This window comes from Helicobacter sp. 11S02629-2 (assembly GCF_002272875.1).
In the GTDB taxonomy this organism is placed as follows: Bacteria; Campylobacterota; Campylobacteria; order Campylobacterales; family Helicobacteraceae; genus Helicobacter_I.
This window is the reverse complement of sequence record NZ_MLAN01000011.1, coordinates 1-18207: the sequence shown is the minus strand read 5'-3', so window position 1 is coordinate 18207 and position 18207 is coordinate 1. Positions and strand designations below refer to the sequence as shown.

General features: G+C 35.5%; 18 protein-coding genes. 10 read left to right on the top strand and 8 right to left on the bottom strand.

The annotated features are described in order from the left end of the window. Positions 1–221: 221 nt before the first annotated feature. From exbB to BKH40_RS06855, 3 genes are read left to right on the top strand one after another with little or no spacing between them, the layout of a single operon-like run. Positions 222–677 carry a TonB-system energizer ExbB gene (exbB, locus tag BKH40_RS06865; RefSeq protein ID WP_095278100.1) on the top strand — a complete coding sequence of 152 codons (456 nt, stop codon included), beginning with the start codon at positions 222–224 and terminating at the stop codon, positions 675–677. Further along, entirely contained in the window at positions 677–1066 is a 390-nt protein-coding gene (exbD, locus tag BKH40_RS06860) for a TonB system transport protein ExbD (RefSeq protein WP_095278099.1), read from the top strand. The genes exbB and exbD overlap by 1 nt, the downstream gene beginning before the upstream one ends. 3 nt (positions 1067–1069) lie before the next feature. Beyond that, positions 1070–1846, top strand: a complete 777-nt coding sequence (locus tag BKH40_RS06855; protein WP_095278097.1) for an energy transducer TonB — start codon at positions 1070–1072, stop codon at positions 1844–1846. Positions 1847–2119: 273 nt separating this feature from the next. Here the strand turns inward: BKH40_RS06855 and BKH40_RS06850 are convergent, their stop codons facing one another. Further along, complete coding sequence (locus BKH40_RS06850) at positions 2120–3811, bottom strand: ABC transporter ATP-binding protein (RefSeq protein ID WP_095278095.1); 1692 nt, start codon at positions 3809–3811, stop codon at positions 2120–2122. After that, positions 3808–4587, bottom strand: a complete 780-nt coding sequence (locus BKH40_RS06845; RefSeq protein ID WP_095278094.1) for a hypothetical protein — start codon at positions 4585–4587, stop codon at positions 3808–3810. Before BKH40_RS06845 ends, BKH40_RS06850 begins: the two co-directional genes overlap by 4 nt. A 103-nt stretch (positions 4588–4690) precedes the next feature. Between BKH40_RS06845 and BKH40_RS06840 the strand changes: the two genes are divergently transcribed. After that, complete coding sequence (locus BKH40_RS06840; protein WP_095278092.1) at positions 4691–5116, top strand: hypothetical protein; 426 nt, start codon at positions 4691–4693, stop codon at positions 5114–5116. A gap of 57 nt (positions 5117–5173) precedes the next feature. Here BKH40_RS06840 and BKH40_RS06835 read toward each other — a convergent pair whose 3' ends face one another. The 5 genes from BKH40_RS06835 to BKH40_RS06815 are packed head-to-tail and all read right to left on the bottom strand — an operon-like array spanning position 5174 to position 9028. Further along, entirely contained in the window at positions 5174–5611 is a 438-nt protein-coding gene (locus BKH40_RS06835; protein ID WP_095278090.1) for a hypothetical protein, read from the bottom strand. Further along, positions 5608–6276: a hypothetical protein gene (locus tag BKH40_RS06830; protein WP_095278089.1), complete on the bottom strand. Its 669-nt coding sequence runs from the start codon at positions 6274–6276 to the stop codon at positions 5608–5610. The genes BKH40_RS06835 and BKH40_RS06830 overlap by 4 nt, the downstream gene beginning before the upstream one ends. A 43-nt stretch (positions 6277–6319) precedes the next feature. Further along, complete coding sequence (locus BKH40_RS06825) at positions 6320–7096, bottom strand: MlaD family protein (protein WP_095278087.1); 777 nt, start codon at positions 7094–7096, stop codon at positions 6320–6322. 15 nt (positions 7097–7111) lie between these two features. Then, positions 7112–7876 carry an ATP-binding cassette domain-containing protein gene (locus BKH40_RS06820; protein ID WP_095278085.1) on the bottom strand — a complete coding sequence of 255 codons (765 nt, stop codon included), beginning with the start codon at positions 7874–7876 and terminating at the stop codon, positions 7112–7114. A 12-nt stretch (positions 7877–7888) separates the two neighbouring features. Continuing rightward, on the bottom strand, positions 7889–9028 hold the full coding sequence (locus tag BKH40_RS06815) for an ABC transporter permease (RefSeq protein ID WP_095278084.1): 1140 nt from the start codon (positions 9026–9028) through the stop codon (positions 7889–7891). A 77-nt stretch (positions 9029–9105) separates the two neighbouring features. On the opposite strand from BKH40_RS06815, the gene yejB reads away from it, so the two are divergent. Together yejB and BKH40_RS06805 are read left to right on the top strand one after the other, a co-directional pair. Next, positions 9106–10155, top strand: a complete 1050-nt coding sequence (gene yejB, locus BKH40_RS06810; protein WP_095278082.1) for a microcin C ABC transporter permease YejB — start codon at positions 9106–9108, stop codon at positions 10153–10155. A gap of 59 nt (positions 10156–10214) precedes the next feature. Beyond that, positions 10215–11261 carry an ABC transporter permease gene (locus BKH40_RS06805; RefSeq protein ID WP_180675157.1) on the top strand — a complete coding sequence of 349 codons (1047 nt, stop codon included), beginning with the start codon at positions 10215–10217 and terminating at the stop codon, positions 11259–11261. 189 nt (positions 11262–11450) lie between these two features. Here BKH40_RS06805 and BKH40_RS06800 read toward each other — a convergent pair whose 3' ends face one another. Beyond that, entirely contained in the window at positions 11451–12131 is a 681-nt protein-coding gene (locus tag BKH40_RS06800) for a response regulator transcription factor (RefSeq protein ID WP_095278080.1), read from the bottom strand. A 116-nt stretch (positions 12132–12247) separates the two neighbouring features. Between BKH40_RS06800 and BKH40_RS06795 the strand changes: the two genes are divergently transcribed. The 4 genes from BKH40_RS06795 to BKH40_RS06780 all read left to right on the top strand — a co-directional run. Next, positions 12248–13228, top strand: a complete 981-nt coding sequence (locus BKH40_RS06795) for an ATP-binding cassette domain-containing protein (RefSeq protein ID WP_095278154.1) — start codon at positions 12248–12250, stop codon at positions 13226–13228. Positions 13229–13388: 160 nt separating this feature from the next. Next, positions 13389–15959, top strand: a complete 2571-nt coding sequence (locus tag BKH40_RS06790) for an AAA family ATPase (protein WP_095278078.1) — start codon at positions 13389–13391, stop codon at positions 15957–15959. Positions 15960–16016: 57 nt separating this feature from the next. Continuing rightward, complete coding sequence (locus BKH40_RS06785; protein WP_095278076.1) at positions 16017–16262, top strand: S4 domain-containing protein; 246 nt, start codon at positions 16017–16019, stop codon at positions 16260–16262. Between the two features lie 285 nt (positions 16263–16547). After that, the coding region (locus BKH40_RS06780; RefSeq protein ID WP_095278075.1) for a methyl-accepting chemotaxis protein at positions 16548–18207 on the top strand (1660 nt) is incomplete at its 3' end.

Sequence of the window (18207 nt, the reverse complement as noted above, 5' to 3'; positions counted from 1 at the left end):
AGACCATTTCTAGAGCCTTTTTAACTTTATACAGTGACTATCTAACGCAAAATAGCATTTTTTATATTATTATTAACAATGATAACAATTTTTAAAAGTACTTATCATATTTAGCACAAACTGATAACTATTTAATTTTAAAAAGCTTACAATATTGATAATTTTAGTCTTACAATATTTCTTTACATACCTTAGTTTTTAGCATAGTCTAGGAGGTGCAAATGAGTGGTTTTATGGAGTTCTTAAAAGAGTATCTTGACCCCATGGTCTTTAGTGTTTTAGGTTTCATGGGCTTACTAGTCATATGGTTTAGCATAGAGAGAATAATCTTTTTTAGCAAGTTTAAACTTAAGGCTTATAAAGACATATCAGAGGTAGAAAACCAAGTCACTAAGAATCTAACAGTACTCCACATAGTCTACTCTAACGCCCCATATGTTGGGCTGCTAGGCACAGTTATAGGTATCATGGTTGTTTTTTATGACATGGGTGGAAGTGGCAACATAGATGTAAAAACTATCATGGTAGGTCTATCTTTAGCCCTAAAAGCCACAGCCCTTGGTCTAGTAGTAGCCATCCCAACCCTTGTGCTTTACAATATCTTTTTAAGGATAGCTGAAAGAAATCTTAACCAGTTTAAAACCCTAAATAACATATCAAGCAAAGAAGAAGAGTGATGAAGATAAAAAGAGGAGATGGATTAAATATAGTTCCTTTTATAGATATCATGCTTGTGCTTTTAGCCATAGTCTTGTCCGTATCTACTTTCATAGCCCAAGGCAAGATAAAAGTAGATGTGCCAAATGCTTCAGATTCTAAAGTGGTAAAAGAAAACAATAAAAAACTACTAATAGTTATAAACAAAGACAACCAAATCTACATAGATGATAAAGAAGTATCAACTAAAGAGCTAGAAAGCAAGCTAGAAAGCCTCCCAAAAGATGAAATGGTGCAGTTTAAAGGAGATAAGAAATCAAGCTATGATAACTTTGTCTTAGTTTTAAATCTACTTGCCAAAAATGGTCATGATAAAGATAAGTTTGAGATAATCACCGAAAAAAGATAAAACATGAAAAGTACTTTAAGGGCTATACTATGCGACTGGGCAGGATACATCATAGCTTTAGTACTAAGTATTATTATCTTTCTTGTGATGGTGCTTCACTTTAGTACTGCAAAAGAGATAAAGCAAGATAGCCCAAACACCATAACTATCAACCTAGCCCAGTTAGCCCAAACTATAGATAAGCCAGTACACGCCTCCAAGGCTGTAAAAAAGCCAGAGCCAAAAAAGCCAAAACCTAAACATAAGCATAAACCAAAGCCTAAGCCCAAAAGAGATATAGCTATCAAAAAAGACCCAAGCCCTATACGTGCTGAAAAGAAGCCAGTTGAAAAGCCTATAGAAAAGCCAGTTGAAAAAGAGCCCCCTAAAGAAGAGCCAAAAAAAGAAACTGATGACGCACCAAAAGTTGCCCCACAAAAAGATAATATCAACAAGCAAAGCGATAAGGCTTTAAGCACTAGCCATGATGCAAAAACTATAAAGGTGCTAAAAGCAAGCGATGGCGTGCAAGATGCCTTCTTTCAAGCTATAAGAGACGCCATAGCTAAAAGGCACAAGTATCCAGCTATAGCTGAGCGTAGGGGCTATACAGGCACAGTTGTAGTAAAGTTTTTGATAGATATCGGTCCTAAAGTAAGTGATATCACAGTTGTCTCAGGCTCAGGACATGACATACTTGATGAAGCAGCTATAAAAACTATCAAAAAAGCCTCTAAACACTTCCCTTCACCAAAGGAAAAAACTTATATAGAGATACCTATAACTTATACTTTAATGTAGATTCTAAGACTGTAGCTTCATGCACTCTAAGTAAGGATAGCTCTGTATTTGATTACCACACCATAGATTTTAGGCAACTAAGGCACTCTAAAACCAACACAGTCTTTTATACTTTTTAATATCTAATTGCCATGACTACTAAGCAGTCTTGAAATGACTTTAATAAACAATAGATTCTATAAATTTATGGAATCTATTTTTTATCAGCGTAAAATAGGCGAGAATATACTTTGACTTACAAGCTTATATTTAACCGCTAACTTTTATATGTGCTTAATCATAAGTAAGACTACTGCTTATCTTTTCATACTCTTTAGCACTGTAAATTGCCTTTATGCTTCCTTCACTCATATAAACTATCTTATGGGCTAGTGATATAGTACTTGGTCTGTGGGCTATAAGGATGATGATCTTTCCTTTTTTTATCCTCTCTAAGGCTTCTTTTATGGCAAGCTCAGTTTGACTATCAAGGGCTGAAGTAGCTTCATCTAGTATCAGCACATCTGGATTTTTATATATAGCCCTAGCTATAGCTATACGCTGTCTTTGACCACCACTTAGATTAGAGCCAAACTCATCTAGCACAGTCTCCATGCCCTCTTCTAAAGAGCTTACAAACTCCCACGCACAAGCGATCTTTAGTGCTTCTTCTACACGTGCTTTATTTATCTCGCTACCATAGGCTACGTTACTTGCTATGGTGTCATGGAAGATAAAGATCCTTTGGGTCACTATAGCTATATTATCTCTTAAGCTAGTTTGAGTAAAGTTTTTAATATCTACTCCATTTATAGCAATGCTTCCACTACTTGCATCATAAAGCCTTAGCAAAAGGCTAACTAGAGAGCTTTTCCCAGCGCCACTTTTGCCTATTATGGCGGTTATCTCATCTTTAGCAAAGCTTAAGTTAACTCCATTTAACGCAGCAAAGTCGTCATAGTGAAGCACTACATTTTCTAGCTTTATGGAATCTACAGGAGGACTTAAAGTCTCTTTTCCATCTTTTATACCAGCTTTAACATCTAGTATCTGACCTATACGATCACCTGCGACTAGCACTTCTTGAAAAGCAGCATAGCTTGCTAATACACGCTTTATTGGTGTATAAATTAAAAGCATAGCAGTTAGAAAGGAGAAAAAGCCTCCAGTAGTAAGAGTTCCATGCTGTGTTTGAAAGGCTCCTACTATGACAACTATGGCTATAGCTATAGCACCTAGTACTTCCATAAGTGGTGATACTAGCTGAGAGATCCTAGTAGACTTCATAGTTAGCTTAAAAAAGCGCATGTTTCCATCTTTGAAGTTTTTAGATTCTATAGTTTCGCCATTACTTGCTTTTATAATCTCTACATTGTTAAATATCTCAGTTAGTCTTGAAGTTATATCTTGATTAGTCTCTTGGGAAGCACGTGCTACTTTTTTTAGCTTTTTAACTATGATATTTATAGGGATAGCTGCAAGAGGCATGATGATAAGGCCAATGATGGCAAGTATAGGGCTTTGATAGATGATAACTGCTACTAGTCCTATGATGGTTAAAATCTCTCTTGCAAAGTCTGTTATATAGTGACTAACTCCAGCGCGGATGACATTTATATCATTAGTTATACGAGAGATTAGCTCGCCATTTCGCTTTTTGTTAAAAAATGCCATCTCAAGGCTTAGTAAGTGATCTAACATGTCATTACGCACTTTTCTAACTATATCTAGCCCTATATAGCTCATAAAATAAGTTTGTGTATAAACCCCTAGACTTTTTACTAAAAAGATGATGATAAGGGCTGGAGGCAGGATATAAAGCATACTCATATCTTTATCTACAAATATCTTATCTATCAAAGGCTTCATGATATAAGTCACTCCAGCAGTCCCCGCACTTGCTAGGATCATACCAACTATGGCGAAAAAAAAGTAAAGCTTGTACTGCTTTATATAGGGATAGTAGCGTTTAAAAAACTGTTTCACTTGCAATCTTTATCGTTTAGTTCTTTCCACTGATAGTAGAAGGGAAACTTCTCTCTGTGGAACCATTTGTGACTTCTAAGTCTGTGAAGGTTAAAAACTTGTGTGTCAAAGTCATCATACTTTGCTCCATACTGACTAGGGTCTCTATATGTCTTTATATCATATTTTGTTTTTAACATAGCTAAGATAGCTTGGTCGTGTCTGTTTTCTTTAAAGCCTATAAACTCTTCTAAGCTTGGCGTAGGGCTATCATCTATTAAAAATGGAATCTCACAAAGCCTAAGCCACTCTTTTATTAGATTTAAAGTAAAGTCATTTTTTCTTAAAAACATATAAGTTGCAGCAAGCTGAGGGGCATTTTGAAACTTAGCATAGTCTTTAGAATCTATCTTCATAGCTTCATAGATAACCCTTTTAACCCAGTGTAAGTTAATATGGTCTATGTGAAATAACAAAGGCTTAGTATCATCCATCTTGTCTAAAAGCTTTTTTAAAGGCTGTAAGATCTCAACTCCAGCATCACAGTAAAATAAAACATCATCATCGTTTAAGGATTCTAAAGTTTGCAAGATTAAGTAAGGCTTCCAAAGCCAGTAGCCATAACCTCTTTTTTGGCGTAGTGTGTAGCGGTTTTTAAGTATAAAGTCATGGTTTTTAAAAAGGTCAAACTGATCTTTTAAGATAACTTTATCAACACCATATTTTAAAGCACTTGCCTTAAGCTTAGCGTGTGCTTTTTTATATCTGATGTCTCCAAAACTTAGCAAATATAGCACCCACAACTCCTTTAGTTTTTAAAAACTCACATAACATACAACCACAAAAGATACAATTTAAGTAATCATAACTCTAGATTCTACCAAATATAAGGAGGTAATCTTGCAAAGCCTAGTCTACCTAGCCCAAACTGATACTACTTTAGGGCTTTTAAGCACTAATGAAGCTATTTTAAACCACACAAAAAATGCCCCATCTAAAAAAAAGCTTCTAACTCAGTTTGTCAACTTTAAAAAACTTAGGATTCCAAGTGCTTTTAAGTCTCATGTAAGGCATGCTAAAAGGCAAAGTTTTATTATTAAAGGTAAATCTTTTAGGGTAAGTAAAGATACTAACTTTAATCTTTTTTTAAAGTTTTTTGAATCTGGGCTTTACTCAAGTTCTGCAAATATGCATAAGGGAGAGTTTTCTTTGGAGTTTGCTAAAAGCGTGGCTGATGTTTATGTGTTAGATAAAAGGGGGTTTAAAAAGCATAAAGCTAGCAAGATTTATAAGCTAAATGCTTCTAGGATGAGAAGGCTTAGGTAGATAAAATTATATGGCATGGATAGTAAAGTAAGCTTTATTATAAAGCTAAATTAATCTTTACTCACTTAAGTCATATGCACCACTTGCATTTGCATGTATATCACCACAGATCTCTATAAACTTTGGCATATTAGATATCTTTACATCTATACCTTTTTTTAGCTGCTTAACAACTATGGTCATATCTTTAGCTTTATTAGGTCTTAAAAGCAGTCCGCTAGAGACTTTAGCTGTGCTTTCGTTTAAAAATATACCTTGTGAGTAAAGGGTGCAGTTTTGAGTTTTGGTAGTGTTTATATTGCTAAATTGTATCTTATAGCTATTATTAAGGGCTGTTATTTGCATCCTTTCCCACTCTGCTGTAGAGATGGTTTTTGTGTACTTTTGAAAGTACTTATCATAGTTATCACTACTAACTGTGCTATCACTACAAGCTATTAAAAAAAGGGCACTTGCACAGATTCCAAGAGTGCTTAGATAAGTTGCTATTTTCATATTTTTGCCTTTGGTATAGACTTATCTTCTTTAGTCTTAGAATCTTTTTTTACCTCATCATTATAACTTTTAACCTGTCCTATAACCTTCAAAGCCCCACTTTTTAAGGCATCTTGCAGGGCATAGACTGGATTTTTATCCTTACTTGTAGTTAGCACTACTCCACTTTTTAGCCTAACTCCATTAGGCGAAAGTAAGTCATAGGCTAAAAAGATTCTAGAGCTGTATTCTTTTTCTAAGTTAGGATTATCCCTTACTTCACTAGCATTAGTTACAACTAAATGCATGTCATTAACATAAAGCCTCAATGTGTCAAGTTTTTCTGAGTAAGAAGCCTGAGTGCTTATGTGTATGCAGTTGTTTAAAGCTAGTTTTACTACTAGATTTCTTAGCATGTTTTTTGGCAAGTCCACCCATTTTATAGAATCTATACTATTAACTTCACCATCACTATTTATAACTAGCAAGTCCTTAGCGTCATAAGGGCTTAAGACGGTGGTTTCAAGCTTTATGTTTTCAAGTATGCCTTGGCAAGTTGGAGTTATAGTCTCTTTGTCTAGACTGTAGTAAGTCTGTGGTGGTAAGGTAGCCTTTAGATTAAGACTTACGCAGGCTTGAAGACCAAAGGCTACAACTGGTAATAATAAAAGATGTTTTAGATTCAAAGCTTCTACCTCTTTATAAGTTTATATAGTCTTGCAAGCTAGGCTATCTACTAAGCTCACGCTTACCTAACAAAGTATCATAGGGGTCTCTTTCTACCCTATCTAAAAAGCCATTAGCCCTTTGAAAAAAAGACTGCATCTGAGAGATTCCATCTTGGAGTTGATTAGCTAGTGGGGCAACTATATCTTTATATCTAAAGTCTCCCCTTGCCACTGAAGTGTTTAAGTTTACAACTAGCTTATTTGTATTTACTAAAAGCGTATCAAGTTTTTGCTTTGTATCTTGGAAGGAATCAAGTGTATGGACTATCTCATTTGTGTATTTTGGACTAGTTAGTGTTTTGACATTTGCAACTATATCTTGCATATCTTTTGATATATCTTGGGCGTTATCAAGTAGCTTGCCTATTGCGTTTTTACTAAGTGAAAGGGTAGCATCTTTGCTATCAGTTATGATTTCTGGATTCTTACTTTGGACTAGGTTTAAGTAGTTAAGCCCTGCTAAGCCTTGAGAATCTATCATAAGCTCTGATCCTTTTTTAACTGGTATATCTTTACTTATATCTACATCTATCTCAACTACTCCATCTCTTTTGTTAGAAAAAGCCATCTTGGTGATGTTTCCAACTGATATGCCTTTATATCTAACAGGAGTGTTAACACCTATGCCAGTTACATCACTAGTAGTATAAACCTTATAGCTTTTATACTCAGAATCACCAACATCTATACGCCCTATCCAGATTATAAAGATAACCATAAGTACGCAAAGTAGGCAAAAGATTATCCCTATAGCTACGTAATTTACATTTCTTTCCATTAACTTCCTACCTTCTTAATGCTTCCAAAATCGCTCTCCCCTATAGGAGTTAAATATAGAATCTTTAATCTTACCGCTATTAGCAAGCACTGCAAACTCCTTCCAAGTCCCTTCAAATATAATCTTTTTCTTTTCAAGCAAGATAAATCTATCTGTAACATCTATGACAGAATCTAAGTCGTGAGTTACCATAACTATAGTCACACCAAATCTATCTCTTAAGTCCCTTATAAGCATATCAAACTTACCAGCACTTGCAGGGTCTAGCCCAGAAGTTGGCTCATCTAAAAAAAGCACTGTTGGCTCTATACATAAAGCACGTGCTAAAGCCACCCTTTTTTTCATCCCTCCACTTAACTCATCAGGCATCTTTTCACATACATCCTTGCCAAGCCCAACGTTTTCTAGCCAAAAAACAGCTATATCGTGATAAAGATGCTTTGGGTATTTAGAGTACTCATCTAGCATTATAGTTATGTTTTGTAAAACATTAAGAGAACTAAAAAGTGCACCAAACTGAAATACAACTCCAAACTTTTGTATAACTTCATAGCGTCTACTTGGCTTTATCTTCCATATATCTATGCCTTCTAGTTTTATAGTCCCACTAAGTGGTCTATTAATAAAAATCATGCTTTGAAGCAAGGTAGTTTTACCACTTCCACTACCTCCAAGTATGGCAAAGATCTCGCCTCTTTTGACTTTGAAGCTTATATCATCATGGACTTTAAAGCTCCCATAAGCTGTGCTAAGATTGCTTACTTCTATGATGTTTTCCACGATCTTACTCCCTTATAAATCAAGACTAGAAAAGATAAGAGAGAAAACCGCATTAACAACGATTATCCAAAAGAGGGCACTTACTACGCTTCTTGTAGTGTACTTGCCAATTGACTGGGTATTACCACTACATAAAAAGCCATAAAAGCAGCCTACTATTGCTATCACAAAGCCAAAAAATGGCGCTTTTATAATCCCTATCCAAAAGTGATAAAGTGCAACAGATTCATAGAATCTATCTATATACTGCTCAAAGCCTATATGCAAAGATGACTTTATAGCAAGCATCCCACCAAAAAGTGCAAAAGCATCAGCCACAAAAGTCATTAATGGCATAACTATTATAAGGGCTATAACTCTTGGTAAAACTAAAAAGTGCATCATGCTTAGATTCATAGTGTGCATAGCTTGCATCTCTTCAGTTAGCTTCATAGAGCCAATCTCAGCAGTGTAAGATGAAGCACTTCTCCCAGCTATAACAAGGGCTAGTATAAAAGGCCCCATCTCTCTTAAAGAAAGTTTGGCTGTTGTGTCTATACTCATTAAAGGCACACCTAGTGAGTTAAGCTGCAAAGCACCTTGTAAGCTTATAGCAAAGCCCACTATAAAAGCAGTCACTACTCCTATAAAAAGGGCTTTAAAGCCAGAGTTAGACATATTATAAAACACTGAGCCTATGCGAAATCGCTTAGGCCTTACAAAGTAGCTAAGAAAGGAGTAGATAACTAGTCCTAAAAAGTTTAAAAAAAGTACTGTGTGCTTTAAGGCTTTTACTACTTTTCTACCTATAAAGTCCATTAAGTAAACTATATAGTTTCTTTTTCTGATTAGACAGTCAGTTCTCTCATCTATACAAAAAGGTAAAAATGCACCATTTATGAAAAGGTTAAACTTATCTGAGCTTAGTTGATGAAGCATACTAAGCATAAGTTTATCGTTAGAAAAAACATAGACATTTTTGATACGGTTGTGCACTAAAAGCTCTCTTAAAAAAGAGATAAAAAGCATGCTTATTCTTGCATTTTCAAAGTAGATTAAGATATCAGAATCTGCATAGCCTTCTAACTCTTTAGAGAGGTTTTTTAGATTCTTCTTTGGGACAAAACTACCCCACTGACCTTGGATGTGCAAAGCCTTGCTTACTTGTGACATATAAAAACCCTAACTTTACGTTTTGATAACTTAAATTATACATTGCTATAATCATGCTTTAATGCACGGAGTAAATAATGTTTATATACATCCTAAAGCGTTTAGGACTAGTCATACCAACTTTGATTGGGATTATTGCGATTAACTTTTTTATCATCCAAGTTGCACCCGGTGGACCCATTGAACAAATGACTGCAAAGCTAACTGCAAATGCTAAAACTGAAAGCACGCTTAATACTAAAGAGCACTATAAAGGTACTGAAGGAGTCCCGCCTGAGTTAATAGCAAAGCTTAAAAAGATGTATGGCTTTGATAAGCCTTTGGGCGAACGCTTTTGGCTTATGCTTAAAAACTATGCGACACTTAACTTTGGAGATAGCTTTTATAGTGACCAAAGTGTGATAAGCATCATAAAAGAAAAACTCCCTGTCTCTATAACCCTAGGTGTTTTTAGCACGCTTATAATCTATCTTGTATCTATCCCTCTTGGAATCTTAAAGTCAGTTAGAAATGGCACTAACTTTGATTCCATCTCAAGCTTCATAGTCATCATCCTTAACTCCATACCTGCTTTTTTGTTTGCCGTACTTTTGATAGTGCTTTTTGCAGGTGGAAGCTACTTTGATGTCTTTCCGCTAAAAGGTCTAACTAGCGATAACTTTGAAAGCCTAAGCCTCTTTGGCAAGATAGTAGACTACCTCTGGCATATAGCCTTACCGATAATTTGCATCTGCATAGGTGGCTTTGCAACTCTAACTTTGCTAGTAAAAAACTCCTTTTTAGATGAGTTAGGTAAGCAGTATGTAGTACTAGCTAGAAGTAAAGGGGCTAGTGAAAAAAGGATACTTTACTTTCATGTTTTTAGAAACGCTATGCTTTTAGTGGTGTCTTTGTTTCCAACTACTTTAGTTGGTATGTTTTTTAGCTCCAACCTCATGATAGAGATAATCTTTAGTCTTGATGGCTTAGGGCTTTTAGGATTTGATTCTATAGTTAAGAGAGATTATCCAGTAGTTTTTGGCACACTGTTTATCTTCACCTTAGTAGGGCTAATAATGGGGATAATAAGCGATGTGCTTTATACTTTCATAGACCCGCGTATAAACTTTGATAAGGCAAAAAGCTAGTGATGGAATCTAAATATACAAAAGCACCAATCATAGATAACAACCAAGTCCCTGCTAGCATGCTTTTAGATGAAGCAGAGCCTAAGGAAGTACAAATAGATTCCTTATTTAAACTACGCATAAAAAGATTCTATGCTAATAGGCGTGCGAGAGTGTTTTTCTTTATCTTTATATTTCTTTGCGTTATAAGCCTTTTTGCACCTTTTTTAGCTAATGAAAAACCACTTTTTATCTACAAAGACCACAAGGCCTACTTCCCGGTTTTTATAAACTATCCAGAGACTACTTTTGGTGGGGAGTTTTACACAAGCCCTGATTATAATGACCCCTATGTAAAACACCTACTTAAAGATGCCTTTATCATAAAAGCGCCAATCCCTTACAGTCCTTCAAGCATAGACTGGCACCTTAAAACTATACCGCCTACAAGCCCAAGCTTAAAGCATCTTTTAGGCACTGATGACCAAGGGAGGGATGTCTTAACCCGCGTGCTTTATGGCACTTCTATATCTTTAGCCTTTGGACTTATACTAAGCTTACTAAGTAGTATCATAGGCATAGGAGTAGGCGCACTGCAAGGATACTATGGAGGTTTGGTTGATCTTTTTGGTCAGAGATTTATAGAGATATGGAGTTCAGTTCCTACACTTTTTTTACTTATCATCCTAGCAAGCTTAGTGACGCTTAACTTTTGGTTTATACTACTTATAACTTTGGCTTTTAGCTGGATGAGTTTAGTTGGCGTTGTAAGGGCTGAGTTTTTACGTGCAAGGGCACACGACTATGTAAAAGCAAGTATCGCCCTAGGACTTAGCAACACACGTATAATCTTTATACACATCTTACCAAATGCACTAGTAGCAACTATAACTTACTTGCCTTTTATCATCGCAGGCTCTATTACAACGCTAGTAAGCCTAGACTTTTTAGGCTTTGGTATGCCTATAGGCACACCAAGCTTAGGGGAGCTTTTAAATCAAGCTAAAAACAACCTCCACTCCCCTCACCTAGCAATAGTTGCCTTTGTCATAGTCTCGCTTATCTTAAGCTCGCTAGTTTTTATAGGTGAAGGCATAAGGGATGCTTTTGGTCAAAAAAGTAGCTAAGCAAAGCTGTAAGTTTTCAAAATCTAGCGTTTTTATGTAGGTAGTTATCTTATATCATATGCTAGGAGTGCAGCACACAAGATATAGAATCCTTTCTATATCATTATGCTAGATCACGTGCTAAGAGGTCTTTAGATAGGCGTGGCAAGCATGTATTTTGATTCCATCTACTAGAATCTAAAAGCTACTCTAGCCTTCTAGCTTATATCCAACGCCTCTAACTGAGATTATATGTTTTGGGTTTTTTGGATTTTCTTCTATCTTTGATCTTAAACGGCCTATTATCACATCTATGCTTTTATTAGAACTTTCTGGATTTATACTTTCAGATTCTATAGCTATGGCTTCGCGGCTAAAAACATGCCCTTTTTTACTTATAAGCAAGGTTAGTATCTCATACTCAGCCCTTGTAAGATCTAACTTTTTATCTTGAAAGTAAACTTCATGGCTGTTTTTGTCTATCCTAAATATAGAAGCTTTTTCGCTAGTTTTAACTTCTGGGCTTTTTTGAGAGTAGCGTCTAAGGAGAGAGTGGATCCTTGCGGCTAACTCTTTTGGGTCATAAGGCTTAGGTATATAGTCATCAGCCCCATTATCAAGGGCGTTAATCTTATCGTTTATATCGCCTCTTGCACTAGAGATGATTATAGGTATATTTTTTTGCTTAGCTACTCTTTTACACACTTCCATACCATCAAGATTAGGAAGGTTTAAATCTAACAAAAGTAAATCATAGTTTTTTACATTTAGCGCACTCATACCAGTATAGGGCTCATCAAAATTAGTAACGTTAATGTCATGCTGCTTTAAGCACTCAGTTAAAACTTCAGCTATATCAAGATCATCTTCTATCATCAAAACTTCTATCATGTTTTTGCCTTATGTTAAGCTTAATTTTGATTATACTTTAAAATTTAGTATTGAAACTATTATACACTCACTATGTGAAACTTGCACTCTGTGAAAACTACAAAAAGGAGTACGCCATAATCTCTATTAAAAATGTTTATAAAACTTACGACAACGGATTTGAAGCCCTAAAAGACATAAACTTAGAAGTGCAAAAAGGAGATATCTTTGGGATCATAGGCTACTCAGGTGCTGGCAAGTCTACGCTTATAAGACTGCTTAACGCACTAGAGTTGCCAACAAGTGGAGAGGTGCTAATAGATGGCATAAATATCGCTAGTTTAGATTCTAAAAACTTGCAGCTTACCCGCCAAAAAATAGGCATGATATTTCAGCACTTTAACCTCTTAAGCTCAAGAAATGTCTACTCAAACATAGCCTACGCCCTAGAGATAGCAGGCTGGAAGAGAAGCGATATAAAGGTGCGTGTTAATGAACTTTTAGGCTTAGTTGGCTTAAGTGAAAAAAAAGATTCTTATATAAAAGAGCTTAGTGGTGGGCAAAAACAACGTGTCGCTATAGCTAGAGCCTTAGCTAATCACCCTAAAGTCTTGCTTTGTGATGAAGCCACTTCTGCACTAGATTCTAAAACTACCAAAGACATATTAGAGCTACTTAGAGACTTACAAGCAAGGCTTGGACTAACCATAGTCTTAATCACCCATCAAATCGAAGTTATAAAAGAGATCTGTAATAAGATGTGCGTTATAAGCGCTGGTAAAATCGTAGAAAGTGGAGATGTGATTAGCATCTTTGCTAAGGCTAGTAATAAGGTCACAAAAGAGCTTTTAGGCTATGAAGATGAGCTAGAGGCTATAAAGATAGAGCGTGAGTTTATCTACCGCGTAGTTTTTACTGGCCCTAAGTACTCACAGCCCCTAATCTCTCAAGCCATAAAGCACTTTGATATAGAAGTAAATATCATAAGTGGTCATATAGATGAGCTAAGAAGTAAAGAGATAGGACATCTAGTCTTAGAGATAAAAGGCAAAGAAGCTAACCTTGCTTTAGCGTGGCTAAAAGAGCAGGGCTTAGAGGTAGAAAAGGCCTATGCTTAAAAGCTTGACTTAACTAAACTTATAAAACTTCATACTAAAAGGCTTACAAAAGTTGATAGTACTAAGCTAAAGTTTTTTGATACATTTTACTAAGTCTGTTAACTTTTAGCAGTTATAATGCATGATTGCTAAAATATAGAATCTACATAGGAGCCACATCATGCAAGATAACAACTTACTTAACAACCTTACTAACCAACTAACAACAGCCCTTGATAAAGCTGCAAACCTAGCCTTACACTATAAACACAGCCAAGTGTTAGATGAGCACATGCTACTAGCACTTAGTAGTAACTCAGATTCTATGCTTTATAGATGTCTAGATGAAAAAGATAGAGCCCTTTTGGATGAAAAGCTTAAAGCTGCCCTAGATTCTAAGCCAACTGCTAGTAATGTGACTTTACAAAACATAAGCATAAGCCAGAGCTTTTTGAAATCTTTACAAAATGCAAGTGCCTACGCAGCAAGTCTAGGAGACACCTACATAGGAGTAGATAGCTATATAAGAGCTAATCTAAAAGAGTTTGAGCCCTTCTTTAAAGGTATAGATGTTTTAGAGCTACATAAAAAGTTTGAGACTTTAAGAGGTGGCAAAAAGCTAGATTCCAAAAACGCTGAAGACACTTTAGAAGCCCTAGAAAAGTACGGTATAAACCTTAGTGCACAAGCTGCTAGCATGAAGCTAAGCCCAGTTATAGGGAGAGATGAAGAGATAGAGCGCGTTATGCAGATCTTAATGCGTAAGTCTAAAAACAACCCCATCTTACTAGGTGAGCCCGGAGTTGGAAAAACTGCTGTTGTAGAAGGACTAGCTTTAAAGATAGAATCTAAAGAAGTGCCAACTTCTTTGCAAAACAAGATTCTTATCTCACTTGATATGACAGCACTTATAGCTGGGGCAAAGTATCAAGGTGAGTTTGAAGAAAGACTAAAAAGCGTTATAGATGAAGCAAGTAGTAATGATAATATCATCCTTTTTATAGATGAGATACACACACTTTCTAGCACTGGTGGAAGTGAAGGAAGCTTGAATGCTGCTAATATCTTAAAGCCAGCCTTAGCGCGTGGAGAGTTAAGAACTATAGGTGCTACTACTTTAAAAGAGTATAGAAAGTACTTTGAAAAAGATGCAGCTTTGGCTAGGAGATTCCAACCAGTAAGTATAAAAGAGCCTAGTGTTAATGAAAGCATACAAATCCTCCGCGGTATAAAAAACACCCTTGAAAACCACCACAATGTAAGCATACATGATAGTGCCTTAGTTGCTGCAAGTAAGCTTTCAGCTAGATATATCACAGATAGATTCTTGCCTGATAAAGCAATTGATCTAATAGATGAAGCAGCTAGTGAGTTAAAGATGACGCTTGAGACTGAGCCAAAAGAGCTTTCAAAACTAAAAAGAGAGATAAGCTCTCTTGAAGTAGAAAAGCAAGCACTAATCTTTGAATCTAAAGAAGAAAACAAAGACAGGCTTACTGAGATAGAAAAAGAGCTTGCTAACTTAAAAGAAAATATGGGGTCTTTGCAAGCCCAGTTTGAAAGTGAAAAAAAGATATTTAACGATGTGGCTGATACTAAGGCTAAGATTGACACCTTAAAAAGGGATAACGCTAAGGCTAAAAGGGAAGCTAACTTTGAACTAGCAGCAAAGATAGAGTACTCAGAAATCCCAGCACTTGAAAAAGTACTAAAAGAGTATGAAAGCAAGTGGGATAATGTCACTAAAAACTCTAATCTTTTTAGAAACGCAGTAGATAAAGAAAGTGTCGCAGAAGTGCTTTCAAAGTGGACTAATATCCCAGTTAACAAAATGCTTCAAAGTGATAAAGAAAGAATCTTGCACATAAAAGACCACTTAAAAAGTGAAGTCATAGGACAAGATAAAGCAGTAGATGCGATAAGTCGTGCCATCATCCGTAATAAAGCCGGCCTTAGCGATACAAAAAGACCTATAGGAAGCTTCCTCTTTTTAGGCCCTACAGGGGTTGGTAAGACTGAGAGTGCTAAGGCTTTGGCGAGATTTCTTTTTGACTCTCAAAAAGAGCTTATAAGGATAGATATGAGTGAGTACATGGCTAAGCATGATGTAAGCCGTTTAATTGGTGCAAGTGCGGGCTATGTGGGCTATGAAGAAGGTGGGATCTTAACTGAAGCAGTAAGACGCAAGCCCTACTCTGTAGTGCTTTTTGACGAAGTAGAAAAAGCCCACCCAGATATCTTTAATATCTTGCTTCAAGTCCTAGATGATGGCAGACTAACTGATAATAAAGGCGTAACGGTTGATTTCAAAAACACTATCATCATCCTAACTTCTAACATAGGCTCAAGTCTTATATTAGATTCTAAAGATAGTGATGAGAGATCTAAAACTATACATGCTGAGTTAAAGCACCACTTTAAGCCAGAGTTTTTAAACAGGCTTGATGAAGTAGTCATCTATGAAGCCTTGCAAAAAGAAAGTGTGCTTAAAATCATAGACTTACTAGTCAAAGACTTAAATGAAAGGCTAAAAGAAAGAGGGCTAAAAGTAGAGCTAAGTGATATGGTAAAAACTTATATTATAGATTCTTCTTTTGATAGTGCCTATGGTGCTAGAGTTTTAAAAAGAAGTATGCAAAAAGAGATAGAAGATAAGCTTGCTATGTTTATACTAAGTAGTGATTCTAACTTTGAAGGAAAAACCATCAAGTTTGACTTAGAAGATAGCCAGATAAAGCTAAGCGTAAAGTAGCTATTAAGTAATGCTAGGTTTAAGTAGCGACACATAAAGCTTACTAAAAGGAGTAAAATGAGACTAGATAAGTTTATAAACACAGTTAATCTAACCAAGAGGCGAAGTCTTGCAAAAGATATGTGCGATAACCAAAGTGTGCTAGTTAATGGCGTAGTTGCCAAAGGTGCAAAGGACATAAAAGTAGGTGATGTTATAACTTTAGTCTTTTTAGATTCTAAAGCTAGCTATAAAGTCTTACTTTTGCCAACTACTAAAAGCACAAAAAAAGATGAAAGGGATAAGTATGTAGCAGAAGTTTAAAGCTACATCTAGAATCAAAGACATACACAAGAAAGTTCCTTCTACTAGCTTCCTCTCTCATCTTTAAAAGTATCCTATTGCCATCTTTTTCTCTCCTAGCAAAGGGGAGTAGAAGGATGGATTAAAGCCTAATATCTACCCTTCCTCAAATCTTTATAATCCAATATGTCAATATTTATTAAAACTAACTTAATACTTTCTTGATATTTACAAAAAAAAAAAAAACGGTTAGAATGATAACTATTCTTAACATAAAGAAGCGTATTTTTAAAAAAAGGTAAACGATTGCTTAAAAATGTATTCTCAAGACGCATAGGATTAAAGATAGGCTTAAGCATAGCAGGCATTATTATAATTGTAATTGCACTGCTTGTGCTCGCAGTGATTATAAACGTGCAAAGAAGTATGTTAGATAATGCAGACAATATCATGGCTTCAAGGGCTAGGAGTATAGGCAACTATATAAACTTTCAGATGAGGGATGCTGTGTCCTCTGGGCTGGTGAGTGCGGAAAATATAGGCTTGCTACTAGATTCTAATAAAAGTGTAGATATAGAGACTTTAAGCCAAGAGGCTTACATCATCAATAAAATTAATAAATCAATAGTATTTAGCGGGATTTATCTAAATTTAAATGGTGGAGATTCTATGAGTAAAGATGGAATCTTTGCGGGCTCTTTTCAAGAAGCAGATAGTGTAAAACTACTTGATAGGGCTACTACTGAACGCATCATGCTATCTTCTCAAACTCCACAAACTGCATTTAAAAGTGCCAAGCCAATTCTGGGTAATCCAACATTACGCAACATAAATGGCAAAGATGTCTATACAATCTCAGCAAACTTTCCAATCTTTCACCACGGTAAAGTAGTTGGTTTAATACAACAGAGGATAAATTTAGACTTTTTAAATGAAGCTTTAACTCATTCAGTAGGCAAACTTGTCTATGGTGGTGTAGATAGATATATAGTAAATGAAAAAGGCATAATCGTAGCAGATACTTTAAAGCAGTACAGAGGCAAAACTTTAGCTGATATAAATAATACGCCTGAGTTCAAGCAAGATGTCATTGATAAGATGTCAAACTTTAGTGATGTTTCTCATGTCACATCTTTTAGAGGCATTAAAAGAGCGCTTTCTACGCAAACTTTTATCATCCCTCCTTTTAATCTTAAATGGAGTGCTTTAATAACGGTTCCAGAAAGCGAGATATTAAAAGACTTATATTCTCTTGTGACATTTATTATCATAGCTTCTATAGTGGCTATCATAGTTATTATTCTTTTATTTTATTTTTATATAGAAAAGACTTTTATAAAAAGGCTTAAAGAGATACAAACAACACTAGTTCATACTTTTGCGTTTATAAACCATGAAAGCAGAGAAGATGTAAAAAGGCTAGATTTTAAGCAAGTTGATGAATTAGGAGTGATGGCAAAAGCTATAGATTCTGCTATGGATAAAACAAGAAACTCTCTCTCCAAAGACTCTTCAGCAGTATCACAAGCCCTAGAAGTAGCTAAGACTATAGAAGAAGGTAATCTAAGTATACGTATAACTAAAAACCCTGCTAATCCTCAATTACTAGAACTTAAAGATGTACTTAATAATATGTTAGATGTATTAGAAACTAAGATAGGAAGTAATATGAATGAAATAGAAAGAGTATTTGATAGCTATCTTAGATTAGATTTCTCTACTTCTGTATTAGATGATAAAGGTAATATAGCTAATAAAGGTAGTGTAGAAAGAGTAACTAATGCCTTAGGAGAAGAAATAAGAAAGATGTTAAAAAGTTCTTTAAGCTTTGCTTCTTTACTTAATGAAGAAGCTAAAAAGCTAAATACACAAATTACTAATCTATCAACTAGCTCTAATGCACAAGCTTCTTCTTTAGAACAATCTGCTACTGCTATAGAAGAGATAACTCAGTCTATGCAAAATG